Annotated in this window: 24 protein-coding genes; 15 read left to right on the forward strand and 9 right to left on the reverse strand. The window is 71.8% G+C overall.

The features are described from left to right. Nucleotides 1-6: 6 nt before the first annotated feature. The 3 genes from HUO13_RS19170 to pdhA are packed head-to-tail and all read right to left on the reverse strand — an operon-like array spanning nucleotide 7 to nucleotide 3,483. A complete protein-coding gene (locus tag HUO13_RS19170; RefSeq protein WP_211896506.1) occupies nucleotides 7-1,383 on the reverse strand; it encodes a dihydrolipoamide acetyltransferase family protein in 1,377 nt (458 codons plus the stop codon). Then, nucleotides 1,376-2,401, reverse strand: a complete 1,026-nt coding sequence (locus HUO13_RS19175) for an alpha-ketoacid dehydrogenase subunit beta (protein WP_211896507.1) — start codon at nucleotides 2,399-2,401, stop codon at nucleotides 1,376-1,378. The genes HUO13_RS19170 and HUO13_RS19175 overlap by 8 nt, the downstream gene beginning before the upstream one ends. Next, a complete protein-coding gene (pdhA, locus tag HUO13_RS19180) occupies nucleotides 2,398-3,483 on the reverse strand; it encodes a pyruvate dehydrogenase (acetyl-transferring) E1 component subunit alpha (protein WP_211896508.1) in 1,086 nt (361 codons plus the stop codon). The genes HUO13_RS19175 and pdhA overlap by 4 nt, the downstream gene beginning before the upstream one ends. A 110-nt stretch (nucleotides 3,484-3,593) precedes the next feature. Here pdhA and HUO13_RS19185 point away from each other — a divergent pair, with 110 nt between their 5' ends. The 3 genes from HUO13_RS19185 to HUO13_RS19195 all read left to right on the forward strand — a co-directional run bounded on the left by HUO13_RS19185 (nucleotide 3,594) and on the right by HUO13_RS19195 (nucleotide 5,243). Continuing rightward, nucleotides 3,594-4,091 carry an Lrp/AsnC family transcriptional regulator gene (locus HUO13_RS19185; RefSeq protein WP_211896509.1) on the forward strand — a complete coding sequence of 166 codons (498 nt, stop codon included), beginning with the start codon at nucleotides 3,594-3,596 and terminating at the stop codon, nucleotides 4,089-4,091. Between the two features lie 70 nt (nucleotides 4,092-4,161). After that, on the forward strand, nucleotides 4,162-4,983 hold the full coding sequence (locus HUO13_RS19190; protein WP_211896510.1) for an SAM-dependent methyltransferase: 822 nt from the start codon (nucleotides 4,162-4,164) through the stop codon (nucleotides 4,981-4,983). Beyond that, nucleotides 4,983-5,243: a hypothetical protein gene (locus HUO13_RS19195; RefSeq protein ID WP_211896511.1), complete on the forward strand. Its 261-nt coding sequence runs from the start codon at nucleotides 4,983-4,985 to the stop codon at nucleotides 5,241-5,243. The genes HUO13_RS19190 and HUO13_RS19195 overlap by 1 nt, the downstream gene beginning before the upstream one ends. Nucleotides 5,244-5,556: 313 nt before the next feature. Here the strand turns inward: HUO13_RS19195 and HUO13_RS19200 are convergent, their stop codons facing one another. Both HUO13_RS19200 and HUO13_RS19205 read right to left on the reverse strand, forming a co-directional pair. Next, entirely contained in the window at nucleotides 5,557-6,003 is a 447-nt protein-coding gene (locus HUO13_RS19200; protein ID WP_211896512.1) for a cytidine deaminase, read from the reverse strand. A 71-nt stretch (nucleotides 6,004-6,074) separates the two neighbouring features. After that, nucleotides 6,075-6,779: an IclR family transcriptional regulator gene (locus HUO13_RS19205; RefSeq protein WP_249123865.1), complete on the reverse strand. Its 705-nt coding sequence runs from the start codon at nucleotides 6,777-6,779 to the stop codon at nucleotides 6,075-6,077. 106 nt (nucleotides 6,780-6,885) lie between these two features. Here HUO13_RS19205 and HUO13_RS19210 point away from each other — a divergent pair, with 106 nt between their 5' ends. From HUO13_RS19210 to fahA, 6 genes are read left to right on the forward strand one after another with little or no spacing between them, the layout of a single operon-like run. Next, nucleotides 6,886-8,517 (forward strand): FAD-dependent oxidoreductase, encoded by a 1,632-nt coding sequence (locus HUO13_RS19210; RefSeq protein WP_249123866.1) that lies wholly within the window; start codon nucleotides 6,886-6,888, stop codon nucleotides 8,515-8,517. Further along, on the forward strand, nucleotides 8,514-8,672 hold the full coding sequence (locus tag HUO13_RS19215) for a hypothetical protein (RefSeq protein ID WP_211896514.1): 159 nt from the start codon (nucleotides 8,514-8,516) through the stop codon (nucleotides 8,670-8,672). Before HUO13_RS19210 ends, HUO13_RS19215 begins: the two co-directional genes overlap by 4 nt. Before the next feature lie 34 nt (nucleotides 8,673-8,706). Next, the gene (locus HUO13_RS19220) at nucleotides 8,707-10,050 is read left to right on the forward strand and encodes an MFS transporter (RefSeq protein ID WP_211896515.1); all 1,344 of its coding nucleotides are present in this window, start codon (nucleotides 8,707-8,709) and stop codon (nucleotides 10,048-10,050) included. A gap of 42 nt (nucleotides 10,051-10,092) precedes the next feature. Next, on the forward strand, nucleotides 10,093-11,292 hold the full coding sequence (locus tag HUO13_RS19225) for a homogentisate 1,2-dioxygenase (RefSeq protein ID WP_211896516.1): 1,200 nt from the start codon (nucleotides 10,093-10,095) through the stop codon (nucleotides 11,290-11,292). Then, complete coding sequence (locus HUO13_RS19230; RefSeq protein ID WP_211896517.1) at nucleotides 11,289-12,131, forward strand: hypothetical protein; 843 nt, start codon at nucleotides 11,289-11,291, stop codon at nucleotides 12,129-12,131. The genes HUO13_RS19225 and HUO13_RS19230 overlap by 4 nt, the downstream gene beginning before the upstream one ends. Beyond that, on the forward strand, nucleotides 12,128-13,327 hold the full coding sequence (fahA, locus tag HUO13_RS19235; RefSeq protein WP_211896518.1) for a fumarylacetoacetase: 1,200 nt from the start codon (nucleotides 12,128-12,130) through the stop codon (nucleotides 13,325-13,327). Before HUO13_RS19230 ends, fahA begins: the two co-directional genes overlap by 4 nt. Nucleotides 13,328-13,378: 51 nt before the next feature. Here the strand turns inward: fahA and HUO13_RS19240 are convergent, their stop codons facing one another. After that, nucleotides 13,379-13,681, reverse strand: a complete 303-nt coding sequence (locus HUO13_RS19240; protein ID WP_211896519.1) for a GNAT family N-acetyltransferase — start codon at nucleotides 13,679-13,681, stop codon at nucleotides 13,379-13,381. Between the two features lie 65 nt (nucleotides 13,682-13,746). Between HUO13_RS19240 and HUO13_RS19245 the strand changes: the two genes are divergently transcribed. The 6 genes from HUO13_RS19245 (at nucleotide 13,747) to HUO13_RS19270 (ending at nucleotide 19,519) form a co-directional block, all read left to right on the forward strand. Further along, nucleotides 13,747-14,727, forward strand: coding sequence for a pirin family protein (locus HUO13_RS19245; protein ID WP_211896520.1), 981 nt, complete (start codon nucleotides 13,747-13,749; stop codon nucleotides 14,725-14,727). A gap of 569 nt (nucleotides 14,728-15,296) precedes the next feature. Then, entirely contained in the window at nucleotides 15,297-16,145 is an 849-nt protein-coding gene (locus HUO13_RS19250; RefSeq protein WP_211896521.1) for a fumarylacetoacetate hydrolase family protein, read from the forward strand. Further along, on the forward strand, nucleotides 16,145-17,461 hold the full coding sequence (locus HUO13_RS19255; RefSeq protein ID WP_211896522.1) for an L-fuconate dehydratase: 1,317 nt from the start codon (nucleotides 16,145-16,147) through the stop codon (nucleotides 17,459-17,461). Before HUO13_RS19250 ends, HUO13_RS19255 begins: the two co-directional genes overlap by 1 nt. Beyond that, complete coding sequence (locus HUO13_RS19260; RefSeq protein WP_211896523.1) at nucleotides 17,458-18,198, forward strand: SDR family NAD(P)-dependent oxidoreductase; 741 nt, start codon at nucleotides 17,458-17,460, stop codon at nucleotides 18,196-18,198. The genes HUO13_RS19255 and HUO13_RS19260 overlap by 4 nt, the downstream gene beginning before the upstream one ends. A 14-nt stretch (nucleotides 18,199-18,212) precedes the next feature. Then, complete coding sequence (locus HUO13_RS19265) at nucleotides 18,213-18,527, forward strand: L-rhamnose mutarotase (protein ID WP_211902994.1); 315 nt, start codon at nucleotides 18,213-18,215, stop codon at nucleotides 18,525-18,527. Next, entirely contained in the window at nucleotides 18,524-19,519 is a 996-nt protein-coding gene (locus tag HUO13_RS19270; RefSeq protein ID WP_211896524.1) for an aldo/keto reductase, read from the forward strand. The genes HUO13_RS19265 and HUO13_RS19270 overlap by 4 nt, the downstream gene beginning before the upstream one ends. A gap of 56 nt (nucleotides 19,520-19,575) precedes the next feature. On the opposite strand, the gene HUO13_RS19275 is transcribed toward HUO13_RS19270, so the two are convergent. From HUO13_RS19275 to HUO13_RS19285, 3 genes are all read right to left on the reverse strand, one after another. After that, entirely contained in the window at nucleotides 19,576-20,268 is a 693-nt protein-coding gene (locus HUO13_RS19275; RefSeq protein WP_211896525.1) for a FadR/GntR family transcriptional regulator, read from the reverse strand. 67 nt (nucleotides 20,269-20,335) lie between these two features. Next, nucleotides 20,336-21,058 (reverse strand): nitroreductase family protein, encoded by a 723-nt coding sequence (locus HUO13_RS19280; RefSeq protein ID WP_211896526.1) that lies wholly within the window; start codon nucleotides 21,056-21,058, stop codon nucleotides 20,336-20,338. A 270-nt stretch (nucleotides 21,059-21,328) separates the two neighbouring features. Then, nucleotides 21,329-21,643 carry a YciI family protein gene (locus HUO13_RS19285; protein ID WP_211896527.1) on the reverse strand — a complete coding sequence of 105 codons (315 nt, stop codon included), beginning with the start codon at nucleotides 21,641-21,643 and terminating at the stop codon, nucleotides 21,329-21,331. Between the last annotated feature and the right edge of the window lies 1 nt (nucleotide 21,644).

Raw genomic sequence — 21,644 nt, forward strand, 5'->3', positions numbered from 1 at the left:
GAGGCCCTACAACTCGCCGAGCGCGGTGATCGGGGACTCCACGCAGTCGGCCACGAACCGCAGGAACCCGCCTGCCGTGCCGCCGTCGCAGACGCGGTGGTCGAACGCCAGCGTCAGCTCGCACACCTTGCGCACGGCGAGCCTGCCGTCCACGGCCCACGGGCGGTCGATGATGCGGCCGACTCCCAGGATCGCCGCCTCGGGATGGTTGATGATCGCCGCCGAACCGTCCACACCGAACACGCCGTAGTTGTTCACCGTGAACGTGCCGCCGGTGAGGTCGGACGGAGCCAGCGAGCCCTCGCGTCCGGCGATGGTGTGCGCGCGCATCGCGTCGGAGAGCTCGCGGGTGCTCATCGACTGCGCGTCGCGGACCACCGGCACCACCAGTCCGCGGTCGGTCTGCGCGGCGAAACCCAGGTGGATCCGGTTCAGCAGCACGATTTCGTCCTGCTCGACCCTGGAGTTCAGCTCGGGGAACCTCCGCAGCCCGAGCACGGCGAAGCGGGAGACCAGCGCGAGCACGCTGACCGGTCGCTCGGGGCTGCGGGCGTTGAGCGCGGCACGGGCCTCCAGGAGCCCGGTGGCGTCGACGTCGACCCAGACCGTCGCCTCGGGGATCTCGCGGCGGGACCGCGTGAGCTTGTCGGCCACCGCGCGGCGCATCCCGCGCAGCGGGACGCGGGTGGAATCCTCCGCGGCGACAGGAGACTCCTCCGACGCGGCATGGGTTTCCCGCGTCGTGGCAGGGTGGTCCTGGTGCGCCGCGCGCGTTTTCCACGTGGTGCCGGTGGTTTCCTCCTGTGCCCGCTGTGCGGCGATCGCCTCGTCCACGTCGCAGCGCCGGATCACCCCCTGCGGGCCGCTGCCGCTGACGCGTGTCAGGTCGATGCCGTTGTCCCGGGCGAGCTGGCGGACCAGGGGCGAGATGACCGCGATCGAGCGTGCACCGCGCCCCGGTTCGGCCGGCGCCGCAACGGGCGCGGCAGCGGGGCCACCGGACTGGTGACCGGACACCGGCCGTCGCCGTCGCCGGTTGCGCCGTGTCGGGGCGGCGGAGGTCCCGTACCCGATGAGGACGTTGCCGCTGTCCTCCTCCGCGGGTGCGGGGTCCGGCACGACCACACCGGGCTCGGTGAAACCGGCGCCCGATTCCTCGACGGTCAGCAGCGGCGATCCGACGGTCAGGGTCTCGCCCGCCGAACCGTGGAGCCTGCCCACCACGCCCGCGTACGGGCACGGCACCTCCACGACGGCCTTGGCGGTCTCGACCTCCACCACGGGCTGGTCCACCCGGACCTGGTCGCCCTCGGCGACCAGCCAGTTCACGATCTCGGCCTCGGTCAGGCCCTCGCCGAGGTCGGGCAGGGCGAACTCACGCATGCTGGACCTCCCCGGCCGGGCGGGCGGGCACGACCTCGTCGTCCCACTGCAACCGCGCGATGGCGTCCAGGATCCGGTCGACGCCGGGCAGGTGGTGCTCCTCGAGCTTGGGCGGCGGGTAGGGGATGTCGAAGCCGGTGACCCGCAGGACCGGCGCGTGCAGGTGGTGGAAGCAGCGCTCGGTGATGCGCGCGGCGACCTCGGCGCCGTACCCGCAGAACCCGGACGCCTCGTGCACGACGACGGCGCGGCCGGTGCGGCGCACCGACCCGGCCACGGTGGCGTCGTCGAAGGGCGAGAGGCTGCGCAGGTCGACGACCTCGACGTCCCAGCCCTCGTCGGTGGCCGCCTCGGCGGTCTCCAGCGCCGTGGCCACCATCGGGCCGTAGGCGATGAGCGTGACGTCCCGGCCCGGACGGCGGATGACCGCGCGGTCGAGCGAGTCGGCGGGAGCGAGCGACACCGCGTCCTTCGCCCAGTACCGGCGCTTGGGTTCCAGGAACACCACGGGATCCGGCGAGTCGATCGCCGCGCGCAGCAGTCCGTAGGCGTCCTCCGGCGTGCCGGGCGACACGACGCGCAGGCCGGGGGTGTGGGTGTAGTAGACCTCGGAGGAGTCGCAGTGGTGCTCCACGCCCCCGATGCCGCCGCCGTAGGGGATGCGGATGACCACCGGCAGCTCGACGCGCCCGCGGGTGCGGTTGCGCAACTTGGCCAGGTGGCTGGTGATCTGTTCGAACGCGGGGTAGGCGAACGCGTCGAACTGCATCTCCACCACCGGGCGCAGTCCGTTCATCGCCATCCCGATCGCGGTGCCGACGATCCCGGACTCGGCCAGCGGGGTGTCGAACACCCGCCGCTCGCCGAAGCGGGCCGCCAGCCCGTCGGTGACGCGGAAGACGCCGCCCAGCGGCCCGACGTCCTCGCCGAAGACCAGCACGCGGTCGTCGGCCTCCAGCGCGTCGGCCAGCGCGCGGTTGAGCGCCGCGGCCATGGACATCCGTTCGTCGGTGGTCATGACTTCGCTCCGGCGATCTCCTCGGCCAGCAGCCCGGCCTGCTCGCGCAGCGCGGCCGTCGGCTCGGCGTAGACGTGGGTGAACAACTCGGCGGGGTCCGGTTCGACGTCGACGTTCACCCGGTTGCGCACCGAGGCGGCGAACGCCTCGGCCTCCTCGGCGACGGCCGCCCGCCGGGCGTCGTCGAGCAGCCCGCGGGAGGTGAGGTGGCGCTCCAGCCGGTCGACCGGGTCCTTGCCGAGCCAGGCGGCGACCTCGTCGGCGTCGCGGTAGCGGTTGGCGTCGTCGGCGTTGGTGTGCGCCTCGACCCGGTAGGTCAGCGCCTCGATCAGGGTCGGTCCCGCCCCGGCCCGGGCGGCGGCGACGGCCTCCCGCACGGTCGTGTGGACCGCGGCCGGGTCGTTGCCGTCGATCAGCTCGGACGCGACCCCGTAGCCGATGCCCTTGTGCGCAAGCGACGGCGCCGCGTTCTGCTTGCTCATCGGGACGCTGATCGCGTAGCCGTTGTTCTGCACCAGGAAGACCACCGGCGCCTGCCACACGCCCGCGAAGTTCAGCGCCTCGTGGGTGTCGCCCTCGCTGGTCGCGCCGTCTCCGAGCAGCACCAGCGCGACCGAGTCCTCGCCCTTGAGCTGGGCGGCGCGGGCCATGCCCACGGCGTGCAGGGTGTTGGTCGCGAGCGGCGTGCACTGCGGCCCGACCCGGTGCTCGTAGGGGTCGTAGCCCAGGTGCCAGCCGCCCTGCAGCAGGGTGAGGGTCTCCACCGGGTCGACGCCCCGGGACACCAGCGCGACCGAGTCGCGGTAGGTGGGAAACAGCCAGTCCTGCTCCTCCAGCGCCAGCACCGCGCCGACCTGGCACGCCTCCTGGCCGCGTGAGGACGGGTACACCGCGAGCCTGCCCTGCTTGGTCAGCGCGGTCGCCTGGGTGTCGAAGCGCCTGCCCACGACCATCCTCCGGTGCAGTTCGAGCAGCACCTCGTCGGCGGGCAGCTCCTCGGCGGTGGTGGGTTCGCCGTCGGTGCCCAGCAGGGTGAGCGGGGTGTCCGAGGGCAGCAGGCTCCGTTGCCTAGCGGTGGTCATGGGGTCCTCCAGTGCGCGAACCGCCGGATGTGAGAGGGATTGTTCAGCCGGTCGCGCCGTTCTTCCAGATCATCGCCGCTTTTCTGGACACATGGCAGGTATGTGCGGCTATGGTGTGCCAGGTGTCTTCAGAGCAGGCCGATCCGGGGGCCCGGGCTGGACGTTCCGCAGAGCTCGACGACCTGGACCGGCGCATCGTCGAGGAGCTGCGCCGCGACGGCCGGGTGTCCATGCGCGCCCTGGCCGAGCGCCTGCACATCTCCCGCGCCAACGTCTACACGCGCGTGGAGCGGCTGCACCGCGACGGCGTGATCACCGGCTACAGCGCGGTGATCAACCCGGAGCGCTACGGCTACGGGGTCTCGGCCTACGTCTACCTCAAGGTCAGCCAGCACTCCTGGAAGTCGGTGCGCCGCCGCGTGCTGGAGATCCCCGAGGTGGCCCACGGCGCGCTGGTCTCCGGCGAGAACGACCTCGTGCTGCTGGTCCGAACGCGTGACGCTCAGTGCCTGCGGGAGCTGGTGCTCAACCGGTTGCAGACCATCCCCGACGTGGTTTCCTCCCACACGGTGCTGATCCTGGACGAACTACCGTCGCACCCGACATGATCACGCTGAGTCGCGAGATGCCCTAGCATCGGCGGCGGGGGAGCGAAAACAGGAGTACTGGGGAGGCAGCGTGGCGGACGCAGACGGCGGGCCGAGCAGTGACGACTTCTTGCCGATCGCCATCCTGCACACCGAGCAAGCGCACTCGGCGCGGCTCTACGACTACATCCTGGGCGGCAAGGACAACTACACCGCCGACCGCGTGGCCGCGCACAAGCTGCTCCGGGCCTGGCCTGGTGTGAAGGACTCGATGCTGGCCAACCGGGCGTTCATGCACCGCGTCGCGACGTTCCTGGCCGGGGAGGCCGGCATCCGGCAGTTCCTCGACATCGGCACCGGCATCCCCATCTCGCCGAACCTGCACGAGTTGGTGCAGCGGACCGCGCCGGACGCGCGGATCGTCTACGTCGACAACGACCCGATCGTGCTGACCCACGCGCGGGCGCTGCTTACCAGCACCCCGCAGGGCCGCACCGCCTACGTCGAGGCCGACATGCGCAGGCCCGAGACGATCCTGACCGCGCCGGCGTTCACCGACACGCTGGACCTGTCCGAACCGATCGCGCTGACGGTGATCGCGATGGTGCACCTGATCGCCGACGAGGACGCCTTCCCGCTGGTCGACCGGCTGGTGCAGGCATTGCCGTCCGGGAGCTACCTGGCGCTTTCGACCTCGACCGCCGACACCGCGCCCGAGATGCACGAGGTGGCGCGGTTGTCGCGGGAGGAGGGCATCGACCTGCAGCTGCGCAGCAAGCGGAAGGTCGAGGAGTTCTTCCAGGGGATGGAGCTGGTCGAACCGGGCGTGCAGCTCATCAACCGCTGGCGGCCGGACACCGAGGTGGTCGAGGCCGACATCGCCATGTACGGAGGCGTGGCGCGCAAGCCCTGATGGCACCGAGCGTCCTCAGTGGACGTCAGGGCCTGCTTGCCAAACCGGTCACCGGCGGTGGACCGGTGATGCGCAAACCGGTGATCGCCGCCGCCGTCTCGCCCGACGAACTCGCCGCGCTGCGCGAGATGGGCTTCGAAGTGCGGCCGGTTTCGACCGACGTGCTCAACGCGCGTTTCGACCTCACGCGAGTCGACGGCTTGTTCGTGTCCGCCGGTCTCGCCTACTCGGAGCTGTCGGCGCAGGCGAGCATCGGTTGACGCCTTCCTCGCGCGGAAGGCGTGGTGACGCGCGGAGAGGGCGGCGCGCGGTTGAACGCCGAGACCGGTCTGCCGCCGCGGGCCACCGCGGGACGCGAGGACGCGAACGGGAGGGTCTGACGCGCAGGTCGGGCGGGCGGTGTTCTGGTCGGTGGGCTGACCGCGCGCCGGTACGGGGAATGTTCACCCCGCGCGCGGCGTTGCAGTCAAGGGCAACCGCCGCCCGCCGAAGGGTATGGGCCGGTCATGGGCGCCGCCTTCACAAGCCGCGCAGGGTTCGACTCCCTCGGTTGCCCCCGAGCCCGGTGGGACGTCACGAGGCGTGAACGGCCGCGGACGGCCACCCGCCTCCGTCGGCGTAAGCCTCACCCCAGTAGAACGGGTTGAGCTCGACCAGCTTCCGCGCTGCCCACCCGCGGGAACTGGTCGGATCGACGACACCGACCTGGACCTCCGGCCCCCACAGGGCGAGCCGTTCCTGGCAGATCCCGCACGGCGCGAGGACGGCGACACCGTCACTCCCGGGACTTCCGGCAACGCACACCGAGGACGTCACCCGTCTGCCGAGCGTGTACGCCTGGCAGATCGCTCCGGTCTCCGCGCACAGCGTGGCGGACGCGTTGAGGTTGTCGAGGGCGACACTGGTCAGGATCCGGCCGTCGTCGAGGTAGACCGCCGCGGCCACGGCGTGCTCGGAGACCGGCCACCGGCGGCGCATCTGGTCGATCGCCGCGTCGACAAGACGTTCGTCGAGTTCCACACCCGAAGTATGCGTGTTCGGTCCAGCCGTTTTCGCGCTGACAGTTCGCACTTGTCCCGCCGTGCGGGACCTCAGCCCGCCGTGGTGGGCTCTCCGCCCAACGCCTCGCTGATGCGCCGGGCCGCTGACACGACGACCGGGATCGCCCGGTCGGCGAGGTCTCTGCGGTGCGTGATGATGTTGATGGCCGCGGGGCTTCCGCCCGGTGCGGGGTGGATCGGCGCAGCGATGCCCGTGGACCCCGGCACGACCTCCTCGTGCGTGACGACGTGCCCGTCGCGACGCGTCGTCGCGACGCGTTCCTGCTCGCCGTCGCGGGGGCTGCCCGCCGCGAGCAGGGCGATGCCCGCCGCGCCGCGCTCGAGCGGGTCCCGGTTGCCGATGCCGTAGGAGAAGCGCGGTCCCGAACCCGGCGGCTCGATGACCGCGACGGCCACCGCCGACCCGTTCTCCGGCACCACCAGGCACGCGGTGGCGTTCAGCTCGGCGGTCAGCTCACGCAGCACCGGCGTCGCCACGTCCAGCAGCCGCGGTCGCACCCGTTCGGCGAGGGTGAAGAAGTCCAGGCCGACCCGGTAGCGCCCCTCCTCGTCCCTGGAGACGAAGTTCTGCCTGGTCAGGGCCATCAAAAGTCGGTAGGCGACCGAGCGGTGCACGTCGAGCCGGGCCGCTACCTCGCTGGCGCCGAGCCCGCCGGGTGACTCGGCCAGCATCCGCAGGACCCGCAGTCCGCGTTCGAGGGTCTGGGACCCGTCCGGTTTCCGCTCAGCAGACACGTGCACTCCGGTTCGGCTCCGAGGTCTTGACACAGCCGAAACCCCGGAAAGATAGTTGGTGCAATCTTTGTAACAGCAGTGCTCGATAATTGCAACACATCGGGAGATGGTTGTGTACTTCACCCCGCGCCGCTACGCGTTCACCCCGCCCCCGGAGGCCGACTCGGTCGTGGTCGTCGGCGCCGGTCCGGTGGGGCTCGCGCTCGCCCTCGGCCTGGCCCGGCGAGGCGTGCGGGTGACCGTGCTGGAGGCCGGGGACTCGGTCTGCGCCGGCAGCAGGGCGATCTGCCTGTCCCGCCATTCGCTGGAGGTTCTGGAACGGCTCGGCGTGGGGGATCGGTTCGCCGAGCTGTCCCTGCCGTGGACCTCGGGCCGCAGCTACTACCGCGACACCGAGGTCCTGTCCTTCGACATGCCGAGCGGGGCAGGCGACGTGCACCCGCCGATGGTCAACATCTCGCAGTCGGTCGCCGAACAGGTGCTGGTCGACGCGATCGAGGCGACCGACGGTTGCGAGGTGCACTGGAGGTGCCGGGTGCTCGACTGCACACGCCACGACGACCACGCCGTGCTCGAGGTGGGAACCCCGCAGGGCCCGGCCCGGGTGCGCGCCGACTGGGTGGTGGCCGCCGACGGGGCCCGCAGCGCCGTGCGCGAGGCGCTGGGCCTGCGGCTCGACGGCACCAGCTACGAGGGCCGCTACGTCATCGCCGACATCCACTGGCCCGCCGCGCTGCCCACCGAGCGCCGGGTCTGGTTCGACCCGCCGAGCAACCCGGGCTCGACGATCATCCTGCACCGCCAGCCCGACGACATCTGGCGCGTCGACTACCAGCTGCAACCCGGCGCAGACCCCGAGCTGGAGGCCGATGAGCAGCGCGTCCGCGAACGGATCGCGCGGCACCTGGACTGGCTGGGCAACGACCGGCCCTGGACGCTGGAGTGGACCAGCCTCTACCGCGCGCACGCGCTGTCGCTGGGCTCCTACCGGCACGGACGGGTGTTGTTCGCCGGGGACGCCGCGCACCTGGTCCCGATCTTCGGGGTCCGCGGCCTGAACTCCGGGCTGGAGGACGCCGACGTCCTGGCCTGGATGCTCGCCGCGGTGGTCGACGGCGAGGCCGCACCCGCGCTTCTCGACGTCTACGCGACCGAGCGGCGCGACGCGTGGTGCCAGAACGTGACCGAGGCGGAGAAGAGCACGCTGTTCATGACCCCGGGAACCCGGGGCTACGAGCTGACCCGCGACGCCGTGCTGGCCCTGGCCACCCGCCGCCCCGCGTTGCGCGAGCTGGTGAACCCGCGCCAGTCGAGCGCGACCCACAGCCGGACCTCGCCGCTGACGCTGCCCTGCGACGCGCCAGGTCTGCGACCGGGCGACCCGGTTCCCGACCGCGTCGTGCGCACGTCGACGGGCACGTCGAGCCTGAACTCGTTGCGGGGAAGGGATTTCGCGTTGCTCGGCTTCGGTGTCGCGACTGCCGAGCTTGGCGAAGCGGTGTCCGCGCTGGCCGGGCGCACAGGCGTCGGCGTGCGAGGGCTGGCCACCGGAGCGGGACGGGAGCATCCGGCGGTCGGCGCGCTCGACGACGCCGACGGCGCGCTCGCGGCGGAGTTCGGAGCGCGCCCCGGGGAGGTCTTCGCGATCCGCCCGGACGGCCTGCTGCTCGGCCGGCTCCCGGACTTCAGCGGGCCAGGGGAAGTCGCCGATCTCATCGTCACGGGAGGTCACCGATGAACGCCGAGTTCGTCTGGCGGTCGGTCAGCGAGGCGCTCGACGCCGTCGAGGACCGCGAGGCGTTCCTCGTGCGCCTGGTGCTGCTGACCGCGCTCGACCACCTCGACGCGGACCAGCTCACCGGACTCATCGCCGAAGCGCGCGACGCGTGCTGACCTGCCGCACCACGACGACGCCAGGAGCCGCCACGTGACCGCACCAGCCGAGCCCGCCCGGGCTCCCCGCCGCGAGTTCGGCAAGATCGTCGCCGCGAGCCTGGCGGGCACGACGATCGAGTTCTACGACTTCTTCCTCTACGGCTCGGCCGCCGCGCTGGTGTTCAACAAGGTCTTCTTCCCGGCAGGAGACCCGGTCACCGGAGTGCTGCTGGCACTGGTCACCTACGCGGTCGGCTTCCTCGCGCGCCCTGTCGGCGGGGTCCTCTTCGGACACCTCGGCGACCGGCTCGGGCGCCGCAGGACGCTGGCGCTGAGCCTGACGCTGATGGGCGGCGCGACGGTGGCCATCGGCCTCGTGCCCTCCTACGAGACGATCGGCGTGGCCGCGCCGGTGCTGCTCACGCTCCTGCGGCTGGTGCAGGGCGTGGCACTGGGCGGGGAGTGGGGCGGGGCGATCCTGCTGGTGACCGAGCACGCCGACGCCCGCCGCCGCGGTTTCTGGGCGAGCTGGCCGCAGACCGGCGGTCCGCTGGGAAACCTGCTGGCCACGGGTGTGCTCGCGCTGCTGGGACTGGCCGTCACCGACCAGGCGTTCGTCGAGTGGGGCTGGCGGCTGCCGTTCGTGGTCTCGGCCGTGCTGGTCCTGGTCGGGCTGTGGCTGCGGCGCGCGGTGCAGGAGTCGCCGCTGTTCGCCGAGCTGCGCGCGTCCGGTGCGGCCGAGCAGGGCAAGGCCCCGATCGGTGTCGTGCTGCGCCACCACCGGCGCGAGGTCGTGCTCGCGACCATGGCCAACGTCGGGGAGAAGACGACCTACTACGTCTTCAGCATCTTCCTGCTCTCCTACCTGGCCGAGCAGCTGCACCTGCCCAAGGGCGTGGGCCTGACGGCGGTCGCCGTCGGCTCGGTGTTCCAGGTGGCCGCGATGCTCGCGGGCGGCGCGCTCTCCGACCGCTTCGGCCGCCGAGGGCTCAACATCGGGCTCGCGGTGCTCATCGCGGTCTGGGGCTTCGCCGGGCTGCCGATGGTCGACGGCGGCAGGCCGGCCACCATCACGCTGGTCGTGGTGGTGGGGCTGACCCTGCACGGGCTGATGACGGGCGCGCAGGTCGCCTTCTTCACCGAGCTGTTCCCGAGCGCGGTGCGCTACACCGGCGCCTCGCTGGGCTACCAGCTCGCCACCGTGCTCGGCGGGTCGCTCGCGCCCATCATCGGGGTGGGCCTGATGAAGCGCTTCGGTTCGACGCTGCCCGTCGGCGTGTTCCTCGCGGTGGCCGAGCTGTGCACCGTGATCGCCTTCCTGCGGGCGGGCGAGACCGGGCACCGGCGGCTGAGCGACGTCGGCGCGCCGGTCCAGACGTCCGGGCAGCGCACCTGATCTGCCCCTGGTGGAACTCCGCAACCGAGGAAGGAACGCGAGATGGCTTACTACCGCTGCGTTGGCGATGTGCCGCCGAAGCGGCACACCCAGCACCGCACTCCCGACGGTGGTCTCTACTTCGAGGAGCTGATGGGCGAGGAGGGTTTCTCGGCGGACTCGTCGCTGCTGTACCACCGGGCGATCCCGTCGGCCATCGTCGACGCGTCCGAGTGGGAGCTGCCCGACCTGTCGACCCGGCCCAACCACCCGCTGAAGCCGCGGCACCTGAAGCTGCACGAGCTGTTCCCGGGCCAGTCGTGGAAGGCCGCCGACGTGGTGACCGGCAGGCGGCTGGTCCTGGGCAACGCCGACGTCCGCATCTCGTACGCGGCCGCGGGGGAGTCCTCGCCGCTGTACCGCAACGCCGTCGGCGACGAGTGCGTCTACGTCGAGTCCGGTGAGGCGGTCGTGGAGACCGTTTTCGGCGCGCTGACGGCGAAGCAGGGCGACTACGTGCTGCTGCCGCGCGCCACCACCCACCGGTGGGTCCCGCAGGGCGGGGAGCCGCTGCGCACCTACTGCATCGAGGCCAACAGCCACATCACCCCGGCCCGGCGCTACCTGTCGAAGTTCGGTCAGCTGCTGGAGCACGCGCCGTACTGCGAGCGGGACCTGCACGGGCCCGCCGAGCCGCTGCTGGCCGAAGGGACCGACGTCGAGGTCCTGGTCAAGCACCGGGGCAGCGGCGGTTCCGTCGTCGGAACCCGTTACGTGTACCCGGAGCACCCGTTCGACGTCGTCGGCTGGGACGGCTGCCTGTACCCCCACACCTTCAACATCTCCGACTTCGAGCCGATCACCGGGCGCGTGCACCAGCCGCCGCCGGTGCACCAGGTCTTCGAGGGCAACAACTTCGTGGTGTGCAACTTCGTGCCCCGCAAGGTGGACTACCACCCGCTGTCGATCCCGGTCCCGTACTACCACTCCAACGTGGACAGCGACGAGATCATGTTCTACTGCGGCGGCGACTACGAGGCGCGCAAGGGCTCGGGCATCGGCCAGGGTTCGGTGTCGGTGCACCCCGGCGGCCACTCCCACGGCCCGCAGCCCGGGGCCTACGAACGCAGCATCGGCGTCGAGTTCTTCGACGAGCTGGCCGTCATGGTCGACACCTTCCGGCCGCTGGAGCTGGGCGAGGGCGGACTGGCCGCCGACGACCAGCGCTACGCCTGGACCTGGTCGGGGAGGGGGCCGGCGTGACCGCACCGCTGCTGAGAGACCTGGTCGACGACGCGGGGCTGTTCCCGCCCACGGCGCTGGAGATGGACGCGGCGGTTGTCCGCCACCGCGCCGACCTGGCCTCGGCGGAACCGATGCTCACCCACCGGTTCCTGTGCCCCGCGAGCCGGATCGGCGAGCTGCGCGAGCACCTGACCGGCTCCGACCACGTCGAGGTCGGGCTGATCGCCGACCGGGGCGTGTCCGGACTGGCCGAGACGTGCGCCGAGCTCGGCGGGGATCCGAGGGCGTCGCTGGCGCTGCTCGAGGTCCCGATGGCCAAGGTCGCCTCCGCGGGCGACCTGCTCGACGTGGTGCCTGACGGGGTACCGGTGTTCCTGGAACCGCCCTCGGCCGCCGATGTCGGCCAGGCACTCGACGCGGTGCACACGGCGGGTGGCGGCCGGGTGATCGGTGCGAAGCTGCGTTGCGGTGGTGTGCGGGCGGAGCTTTTCCCCACGCCGCACGAGGTCGCGAGGTTCATCGCGGCGTGCGTCGCGGCGGGTGTTCCGTTCAAGGCCACCGCCGGACTGCACCACGCCGTTCGCCACCGCGACGCGGGCACCGGCTTCACGCACCACGGCTACCTCAACCTGCTGCTGGCCAGCGCGGTGGCCACGGCCGGCGGCGCCGAGCACGACGTGCGGGCCGCGCTGGAGATCGACGATCCCGCCGAGCTCGCCGGTCGGATCGCCGCGCTCGACGAGCAGGCCGCGCACCGGACCCGCCGCACGATGCTCAGCTACGGCTCGTGCAGCACCAGCACACCGGTCCGGGAGGCGGGCGAACTGCTTCCGACGACAGGAAAGGACGGACATTGACGTTGCAGAGTTGGGTCCCGGTACCGGAGGGCTCGCACTTCCCGGTGCAGAACCTGCCGTACGGGGTGTTCGAGCCGTCCGGCGACGGCGCCGCGCGGGTCGGCGTCGCGATCGGCGAGCACGTTCTCGACCTGGCGGCCGCCCTCGGCGACGAGGTGTTCGCGCGGCCGAGCCTCAACGCCTTCATGGCCCAGGGGCGTGAGCGCTGGCACGAGGTGCGGGCCCGGGTCGTCGAACTGCTCACCGTGGAGGCCAACCGGCCCGAGGTCGAGCCCGCGCTGCACCGAGCCGAGGACGTGCGGCTCCTGCTGCCGTTCGAGGTCGCCGACTACGTCGACTTCTACTCCTCGGAGCACCACGCCGCCAACATCGGCCGGATGTTCCGCCCGGACTCCGACCCGCTGACCCCGAACTGGAAGCACCTGCCGATCGGCTACCACGGCCGCGCGGGCACCGTCGTGGTGTCGGGCACCCCGGTCGTGCGACCCAGCGGTCAGCGCAAGCCCCCGCAGGCCGACGCGCCGAGCTTCGGACCGTCGCAGCGGCTCGACATCGAGGCCGAGGTCGGATTCGTCGTCGGCACCGGCTCGGAGCTGGGCACGTCGGTCGGTGTGGCCGACTTCGCCGAGCACGTGTTCGGCGTGTGCCTGGTAAACGACTGGTCGGCCCGCGACATCCAGGCGTGGGAGTACGTGCCGCTCGGGCCGTTCCTGGGCAAGTCGTTCGCCACGTCGGTCTCGCCGTGGATCGTGCCGCTGGAGGCGCTGGAGGACGCCAGGGTGGCGCCGCCGGCACGCGCACCGGAGCCGTTGCCGTACCTGCGCGACGGCGACCAGGACTGGGGGCTGGACCTGGCGATGGAGGTCCGGCTCAACGGCCACCTGGTCTCCCGGCCGCCGTTCGCGTCCATGTACTGGACCGCGGCGCAGCAGCTCGCGCACATGACGGTCAACGGCGCGTCGCTGCGCACCGGCGACTTCTACGCGTCGGGCACCGTCAGCGGCCCCGAACCCGGGCAGCGTGGTTCGCTGATCGAGCTGAGCTGGGGCGGCCGGGAGCCGATCGAGCTGCCCGGTGGCGGTACCCGGTCCTTCCTGGAGGACGGTGACGAGATCAGCATCAGCGCCACCGCACCGGGTGCTGACGGGACCACCATCGGCTTCGGCGAGGTCGTCGGCCGGATCACGCCCGCCTGACAGCTCGCCTCGCGGTCTGCCGGGCCCGTCCTGGCAGACCGCGAGGCGGCCTTAAAGGTCGAATTCGGCGCTCCGGCCCTCTGGAACCAGCTCGAGGTAATCCGGGTGGCGGGCGATCCAGGAACGTACGAACGGGCAGTAGGGGAGTACCTCGAGCCCGCGTTCGCGTGCGTTGTCCAGCACCGACCGGACGAGCAGGCTGCCGAGCCCCTGGCCTTCGAAGCGGTCGTCGATCTCGGTGTGCAGCAAGGAGATCGTGCCGCCGCGCAGCCGGTAATCGACGAAACCGGCCCTCTCGCCGTCGCTGCGGATCTCGAACCGGGAGTCGCCGGGATTGTCGACGGTTTCTGCCACTTTCCCTCCAACGTCGTCGCCTCGCGCAGTATGCCTCGCACCGGTGCCCGCGTAGCGTTGGTGCGGTGAGCAACGTGGAGCCGGATCCCGCCGAAACCGTGTGCGGCGGGGTCGCCACCGCGGCCGAACCCGACGTCGAACTGCTCGAACCGCGCGAAGTCCCGCTCGGCGGACCCCGCGCCATGCTCGTGGGCCGCACGTTGCCCAACCGGAGCCGGCGCATGGTGGGAGCCTGGTGCTTCGCGGACTTCTACGGCCCCGTCGACATCGCGGGCCAGGCGGGCATGCAGGTGCCCCCGCACCCGCACATCGGACTGCAGACGGTGAGCTGGCTGCTCGCAGGCGAGGTCCTGCACCGCGACAGCCTCGGCAGCCGCGCTCTGGTGCGGCCAGGCGAGCTGAACCTGATGACCGCTGGCAGCGGCATCTCGCACTCGGAGGAGTCGCCCGCCGAGCACTCGCCGGTGCTGCACGGCGTGCAGCTGTGGGTCGCGCTGCCCGGAGACCAGCGCGCGGTCGGCGCGCACTTCGAGCAGCACGTGGACCTGCCCGTGCTGAGCGCCGCGGGCGGCACTGCCACCGTCCTCATGGGACGGCTGGACGGCGAGGTCTCGCCTGCGAAGACCTACACCCCCCTGCTCGGCGCCGAGGTCGTCGTCGGCGCGGACGACTTCCGGCTGCCGCTCGAACCGGACTTCGAGCACGCGGTCCTCGCGCTGCGCGACGGGCTCACCGTCGACGGAAGCCCGGTGGCCACCGGCACCATGCTCTACCTCGGCCGGGGACGACGGGACATCTCCTTCGGCGGACCGTCAACCGCGCTGCTGCTCGGCGGAACGCCGTTCGAGGAGCAGATCGTGATGTGGTGGAACTTCGTCGGCCGCGACCACGACGAGATCGCGCGGGCGCGGCTGGACTGGGAGGCGGATCGGGAGGCGGCCGGTCCCCGGAGCCGCTTCGGAGCGGTGCGCGGGTACGACGGGCCGCCGCTGCCCGCCCCGGCGCTGCCCGGCGTCGCCCTGCGCCCACGCGGACGCCGTCGCTGAAAGATCCTATCTATTCCTCGATCCTGTCCGGATTGTACGAGCACTACACGCATCGCCTAAGGCCTTGCGTGGTGAAACATAGGATGTATAGCCTCTGTGTCCGGTGACGCACGGCACAGGAGCCGCCTCGCGGCCGCTCCGCCGGACCTCTCTCGGCCGTGCGAGCGCAGGTCCGTCCGGCTGCCGTGAGGAGACCCCGTGTCCGATGTCCGAGCCACCGGCCGGCGACTTCGGGCTGGGTGCGGGCGGGCAGGGGCTGTTCACGAGCATGCTGCTGTTCGGCGCGCTGCCGCGATCGTCGGCGCGACCATCGCGGCGCGGCGCTTCGACCGGCGCCACCTGCGGATCGTGTGCGGGGCGTCGTGCGTGCTCGGCTCTGTCGGGTGCGCGCTCGCGCCGAGCGCCGCCGCGCTGTGCGGGTCCCCCAGTACCTGCTCAACGCCGCCTCCTCCCTGGCGTTCCGTCGGTGCTGGAGATCACTGGCGAACCTGGGAGGCGCCGGGTGCGCTGACCAGTTGACGGCTTCCGCCGGACGCTCGGCGGAACACGGATGGAGTTTGGAGAGTCGTGTGAGACTGCTGCGCGTGGGGTCGGCCGGAGCCGAGCGGCCGGCCGTGCTGGATGCCGAAGGCCGGGTACGGGACCTGTCCGGGATAACCGGCGATATCGACGGCGAGTTCCTGTCTGGTGGCGGTGTCGAGCGGGTCCGAGGAACCGACCTGGGCGCCTTGCCCGAGCTCGACCCCTCGACCCGGGTCGGGCCGCCGGTGGCGCGGCCGGGCAAGATCGTGTGCATCGGGCTGAACTACTCCGACCACGCCGCTGAGACCGGCGCCCCGGAACCGGCCGAGCCGGTGCTGTTCATGAAGGCGCCCAACACCGTCGTGGGGCCCGACGACGAGGTCCTGCTGCCGCGCGGCAGCGTCAAGACCGACTGGGAGGTCGAGCTCGCGGTCGTGATCGGCCGCACGGCGCGCTACCTCGCCGACGACGAGGCCGCGATGACGTGCGTGGCGGGCTATGCGATCTCCAACGACGTCTCGGAGCGGGAGTTCCAGCTCGAACGCGGCGGCCAGTGGGACAAGGGCAAGTCCTGCGAGACGTTCAACCCCATGGGGCCCTGGCTGGTCACCGCCGACGAGATCGCCGACCCGCAGCGGCTGGGTCTGCGGTTGCGGGTCAACGGGGACACCCGGCAGGACGGCGACACCGCGAACATGATCTTCGGCGTGGCCGGGATCGTGCGCTACCTCAGCGGGTTCATGGTGCTGGAGCCCGGCGACGTGATCAACACCGGCACCCCGGCCGGTGTCGCGATGGGGATGCCCGAACCCAAGCCGTACCTGCGGGCGGGAGACGTCGTGGAGCTGGAGATCGACGGGCTCGGCAGCCAGCGCCAGAAGGTGGGGCAGGCCTGATGGGCGGGAGGATCACGAGCCTGCGGACCCACGACGTGCGCTTCCCGACCTCGCGGGACCTCGACGGCTCCGACGCCATGAACGCCGACCCCGACTACTCGGCCGCCTACGTGGTGATCGGCACCGACGCCGGGCTGGAGGGCCACGGGTTCGCCTTCACCATCGGCCGCGGCAACGACGTGCAGACCGCGGCGATCCGCGCGCTGGAGCCCTACGTCGCCGGGCTCGCGCTCGACGAGGCGCTGGCAGACCTCGGCGGGGTGTGGAAGCGGATGGTGCACGACTCCCAGCTGCGCTGGCTCGGCCCGGAGAAGGGCGTCATGCACATGGCGGTCTCGGCGGTGGTCAACGCGCTGTGGGACCTGCGGGCCAAGCGCGAGGGCAAGCCGGTGTGGAAGCTGCTCGCGGACCTGACTCCGGAGCAGATCGTCGAGCTGGTCGACTTCCGCTACCTCACCGACGCGCTGACGCCGGGTGAGGCGCTGGAGATCCTGCGCCGCACCGAGCCGGGCCGGGCGCACCGGGAGGCCGAGCTGCGCGCCAACGGCTACCCGGCCTACACGACATCGCCCGGCTGGCTCGGCTACGACGACGACAAGCTGCGCAGGCTGTGCGAGCAGGCGGTCGCCGACGGCTTCGGCCAGATCAAGCTGAAGGTGGGCGGCGATCTCGACGACGACGTCCGCAGGCTGCGCGTCGCCCGCGAGGCTGTCGGACCCGGCGTCCGGATCGCCGTCGACGCCAACCAGCGCTGGGACGTCGGTACCGCGATCGACTGGGTGCGCGCGCTGGCCGAGTTCGACCCGTGGTGGGTCGAGGAACCGACCAGCCCGGACGACGTCCTGGGCCACGCGACCATCGCGAGGGCGATCGCCCCGGTGCGGGTCGCCACCGGTGAGCACGTGCAGAACCGCGTGGTGTTCAAGCAGATGCTGCAGGCCGGATCGCTGTCCTACCTGCAACTGGACGCCGCCCGGGTGGCCGGGGTCAACGAGAACGTCGCGATCCTGCTGCTTGCGGCCAAGTTCGAGGTACCGGTGTGCCCGCACGCCGGCGGCGTCGGGCTGTGCGAGCTGGTGCAGCACCTGTCGATGTTCGACTACGTGGCGGTGTCGGGTTCGAAGGAGAACAGGGTGATCGAGTACGTCGACCACCTGCACGAGCACTTCGCCGACCCGGTCGTGGTCCGCGACGGCCACTACGTCGCGCCCACCGCGCCGGGTTTCGGGGCCGCCATGCTGCCGCGGACGCTGGCCGACCACGCCTACCCGGACGGACCGGTGTGGGCCACGAGCGAGAACGGGAGCGCGGTGTGAAGGACTTCGACGGACTCGGCGCGGTCGTGACCGGTGGCGGATCGGGGATCGGCCTTGCCGTTGCCCGGATGCTCGTGGAGCGCGGTGCGGCCGTGGCGTGCCTGGACCTTGACCCGTCGGAGGCTCCCGGTGCGGGCGTGCGCGCGGACGTCACCGACGAAGAGTCTGTGAACACCGCGGTCGCGGCCGCCGCGCGGCAGATTGGGCGGATCGACGTCCTGGTCAACAACGCCGGGATCGGGGCGCAGGGCACCGTCGAGACCAACTCCTACGACGAGTGGCGGGGGGTCTTCGACGTCAACGTGCTCGGACTGGTGCGCACCACCCGGGCCTGCCTGCCGTACCTGCGGCGGTCCCCGGCGGCCGCGATCGTCAACACCTGCTCCATCGCCGCGACCGCGGGACTGCCGCAGCGTGCGCTCTACAGCGCGAGCAAGGGCGCGGTGCAGTCGCTGACGCTGGCGATGGCCGCCGACCACGTCGCCGAGGGCATCCGGGTCAACTGCGTGAACCCGGGCACCGTGGATACCCCGTGGGTGCGCCGGTTGCTCGCCGCCGCCGCAGACCCCGAGGCGGAGCTTTCGGCGTTGGAGAAGCGGCAGCCGACCGGCAGGCTGGTGTCGGCGGAGGAGGTCGCCGCTGCGGTGGCCTACCTGGCGAGCCCGTCGGCCGGGGCGACCACGGGCACCGTCCTGGCCGTCGACGGCGGGATGCACGGGCTCAGGCTCCGCAGGTGAGCACGGGAGGGCAGATGCAGCGGATCGCCTTGCACACCAGGCTGAATCCCGGCAGGGAAGCCGACTACGAGCGGGTCCACGCCGTCATCCCGCCGGAGCTGGACGCGGCTCTGCGGGAGGCCGGGGTCCGCACCTGGCGGATCTGGCGCGACGGCCTGGACCTCTTCCACGTCGTGGAGGTCGAGGACTACCAGGCCATGCGCCGCGCGCTTCGCGACCACCCGGCCAACGTCGAGTGGCAGGCGCGGATGGCCGAGCTGCTTGCGGTGGAGGACGACTACTCCGGCGACGACACCGGCCTGTCGCTGGTCTGGGAGCTCCCGTCGTGAAGCAGGTGCGTCTCGGACGGTCGCGGGTGCGGGTGAGCGGGCTCGGCTTCGGCGGCGCGGTGATCGGCAACCTCTACCGCGAGGTCGCCGAGGAGACCGCGCTCGCGGCCGTCGACGCGGCGTGGGAGGCCGGTGTCCGCTACTTCGACACCGCGCCGCACTACGGGCTCGGCCTGGCCGAACGCAGGCTGGGCCGGGCGCTGGCGGACCGGCCCAGGGACTCCTGCGTGCTGTCGACCAAGGTCGGGCGGTTGCTCGTCCCGCGGCCGGACGACGGCGGGCTGCGCGACCACGCCGCGGGTTTCGACGTCCCGGCCGACCACGTCCGCCAGTGGGACTTCAGCGCCGACGGCGTGCGCCGCTCGCTGGAGGAGAGCCTGCGCAGGCTCGGCGTGGACCGGGTCGACGTGGTCCTGCTGCACGATCCCGACGACCACTGGGAACAGGCCGTAGGCGAGGCGTACCCGGCGCTGCACGAGTGGCGGGACCAGGGCGTGGTCGGTGCGATCGGCGCGGGCATGAACCAGTGGCGGATGCTGGAGCGCTTCGTCACCGAGACCGACATCGACGCCGTGATGCTCGCGGGGCGCTACACGCTGCTCGAGCAGTCCGCATCGGACACGATGCTGCCGGCATGCCTGCGGCGCGGTGTCTCGGTGCTCGCGGCCGGCGTCTTCAACGGCGGGCTGCTCGCCACCGACGCCCCGGAAGCGGACGCGATGTACGACTACCGGCCCGCGTCGCGGGAGCTGCGGGCGAAGGCCGAGCGCATGCGCGAGGTCTGCCGCGCACACGGCGTCAGCCTCCCGCAGGCCGCCATCGCGTTCGCGGCCGGCCACCCCGCGGTGGCGAGCGTCGTGCTGGGGGCCCGGTCGGCCGACGAGGTGGTGCGCAACGCCGAGCTCCACTCCCGGCCGGTGCCGCGGCAGCTGTGGGCCGACCTGGTGGCCGCCGGACTGCTGCGTCCGGACATCCCCGCGCCCGTCACCTGAACCGGCCGCACGGCTGCTCGTTGGCCTCGCGATGCTTTGCCTGACGATTCGCCTGGTCAGCTCGAGGACTGCGGCACACCCAGCGCACTGCGGAGCCACTCCTCGACCCCCGCCACGTGCACCGTTGCCCACGCGCGCGCGACGTCGGGCTGGCGCGACTCGATCGCGTCGCAGATCGCGGCGTGCTGCTCGCGGGTGCGGCTAACCGCGCCCTCCTGGGTGAGCCCCCGCCAGATGCGCGCCCGCGCGGTCGACCCCGAGAGTCCCTCGATCAGCGAGCACAGCACGGTGTTGCCGGAGCCCGCCGCGATCCGCCGGTGGAACTCCATGTCGTTGGCGACCAGCACCTCCACCGAGGGGTCGTCGCCCAGCTCGTCCAGCACGGCGCGCAGTCCCGCGATGTCCTCGTCGCTCATCGCGGTGGCCGCCATCGCGGTCGCGGCGGGTTCGAGGATGCGGCGGACCTCGAAGAACTCCAGCACGCTGTCGTCCTGGTGGAAGTCCACCATGAACGCCAGGGCGTCCAGCAGCAGGTTCGGCTCCAGGGTCGTGACGTAGGTGCCGTCGCCCTGGCGCACGTCGAGCACGTGGATCAGCGACAGCGCCTTCACCGCCTCCCGCAGCGAGTTGCGGGACAGGCCGAGCCGTTCGGCGAGGTCGGCCTCCTTGGGCAGCTTGTCCCCGGGGCCGAGCTCACCGGTGACGATCATGGATTTGATCTTCTCGATCGCCTCGTCCGTGACTGGCACCGCGCCACCCTCTCCGCCGTCCTGACCAGTGTTCGAGGATACCGGCCGCGTGGGACGGCGAAGCCCGTCACGGGTGGTGCACCAGCGCCTGCTCCAGTGGCTTGCGCGCCAGGTCGGGCACCTCGCAGTCGGCGGCGGGGTAGCCGACCGGGAACAGGATGTACGGGCGTTCGCTGCCGGGACGGCCGAGGATGTCGTTGAGGAAGCCCATCGGGTTGGGCGTGTGGGGCAGCGTGGCCAGGCCCATCGCGTGCAGGGAGCTGATGAACATCCCGCAGGCGATGCCGACGCTTTCGTTGACGTAGTAGTGCTTTCGCCTGCGGCCGGTCGGGTCGGTGGAGTACTTCTGCGCGAACACCACCACGATCCACGGCACGACGCCGAGGTACTCCTTGTCGGCACCGGTCTCCAGGCGCGCCAGCGCGCCGTGCCACTCCGGGAGGTCGTCGCGGCCGTAGAAGGCGCGTTCCTCGGCTTCGGCGGCGAGGCGGATGCGGTGCCTGGTCTCCGGGCCCCGCACCGCCACGAACGTCCACGGCTGCTGGTGCGCGCCGCTGGGCGCGGTGTTGGCGGTGCGCACCGCGAGATCGATCGCCTCGGCGGGAACCGGGTCGGAGCTGAAGAAGCGGACGCTGCGCCGCTGGGCGAGCAGGTCGTGCAGGGCCTGGCCGCGCCGCAGCCCTTCGTCCACCGGCACCCGCTCCGGCCGGTACTGCACGAAGGGTGCGAGTGCGGACGAGGCGACGGCGCGGCGGGCATGACGGTCTCCTTCCGGGAGCCCGGTCAGCATGCTGGCGCAGACGGTCGGCGCGCAATACCGCCGTCCGGCGCCGCCACCGGGCCGCGGTATTGCGCGCGAATGCTGAACGCGCTCGATCCGGAATCGGGGAAATGGATGCCCGAAATCGGCCGCGCGACCCTTTTTGCAAACGCGCGGATGTTGTCGGCCGAACCGCCCCGAATGGTCCGGATCCGGCCGTCTGGGCGGAGTGCCGCTTTTGGCTTGGCGTTGCCGGGAACGCCTTTTCCGGCGGTCCCGGCGCGCCGGAACGCGAAGCGGTTATCCGCCGCTGACCCCGCTGTCGAGCCGGTCGGCGTAGCGGACGAGCTCGGGCACCGTGTGCAGCGCCCTGAACTCGATCACCTCGGGCTTGACCATGTGGCGCAGCACGAAGGGATCGGTGGCCAGGATGGCGTCCAGCCTGCCCCGCTTCATGCCCGCGGCGATGATGACGGAGTCGGCCCCCGGCGCGCAGCGGCCCTCGATGAGGAAGTCGCCTGCCCGGTAATGCCGGTTTATCCATTCGAAGTGGTCGGGGAGTATGAGGTTGATGTCTTCTGCCGGCACGGTGTGATGCAGCAATACCACATACATT

This window comes from Saccharopolyspora erythraea, from assembly GCF_018141105.1.
Classification (GTDB): Bacteria; Actinomycetota; Actinomycetes; order Mycobacteriales; family Pseudonocardiaceae; genus Saccharopolyspora_D; species Saccharopolyspora_D erythraea_A.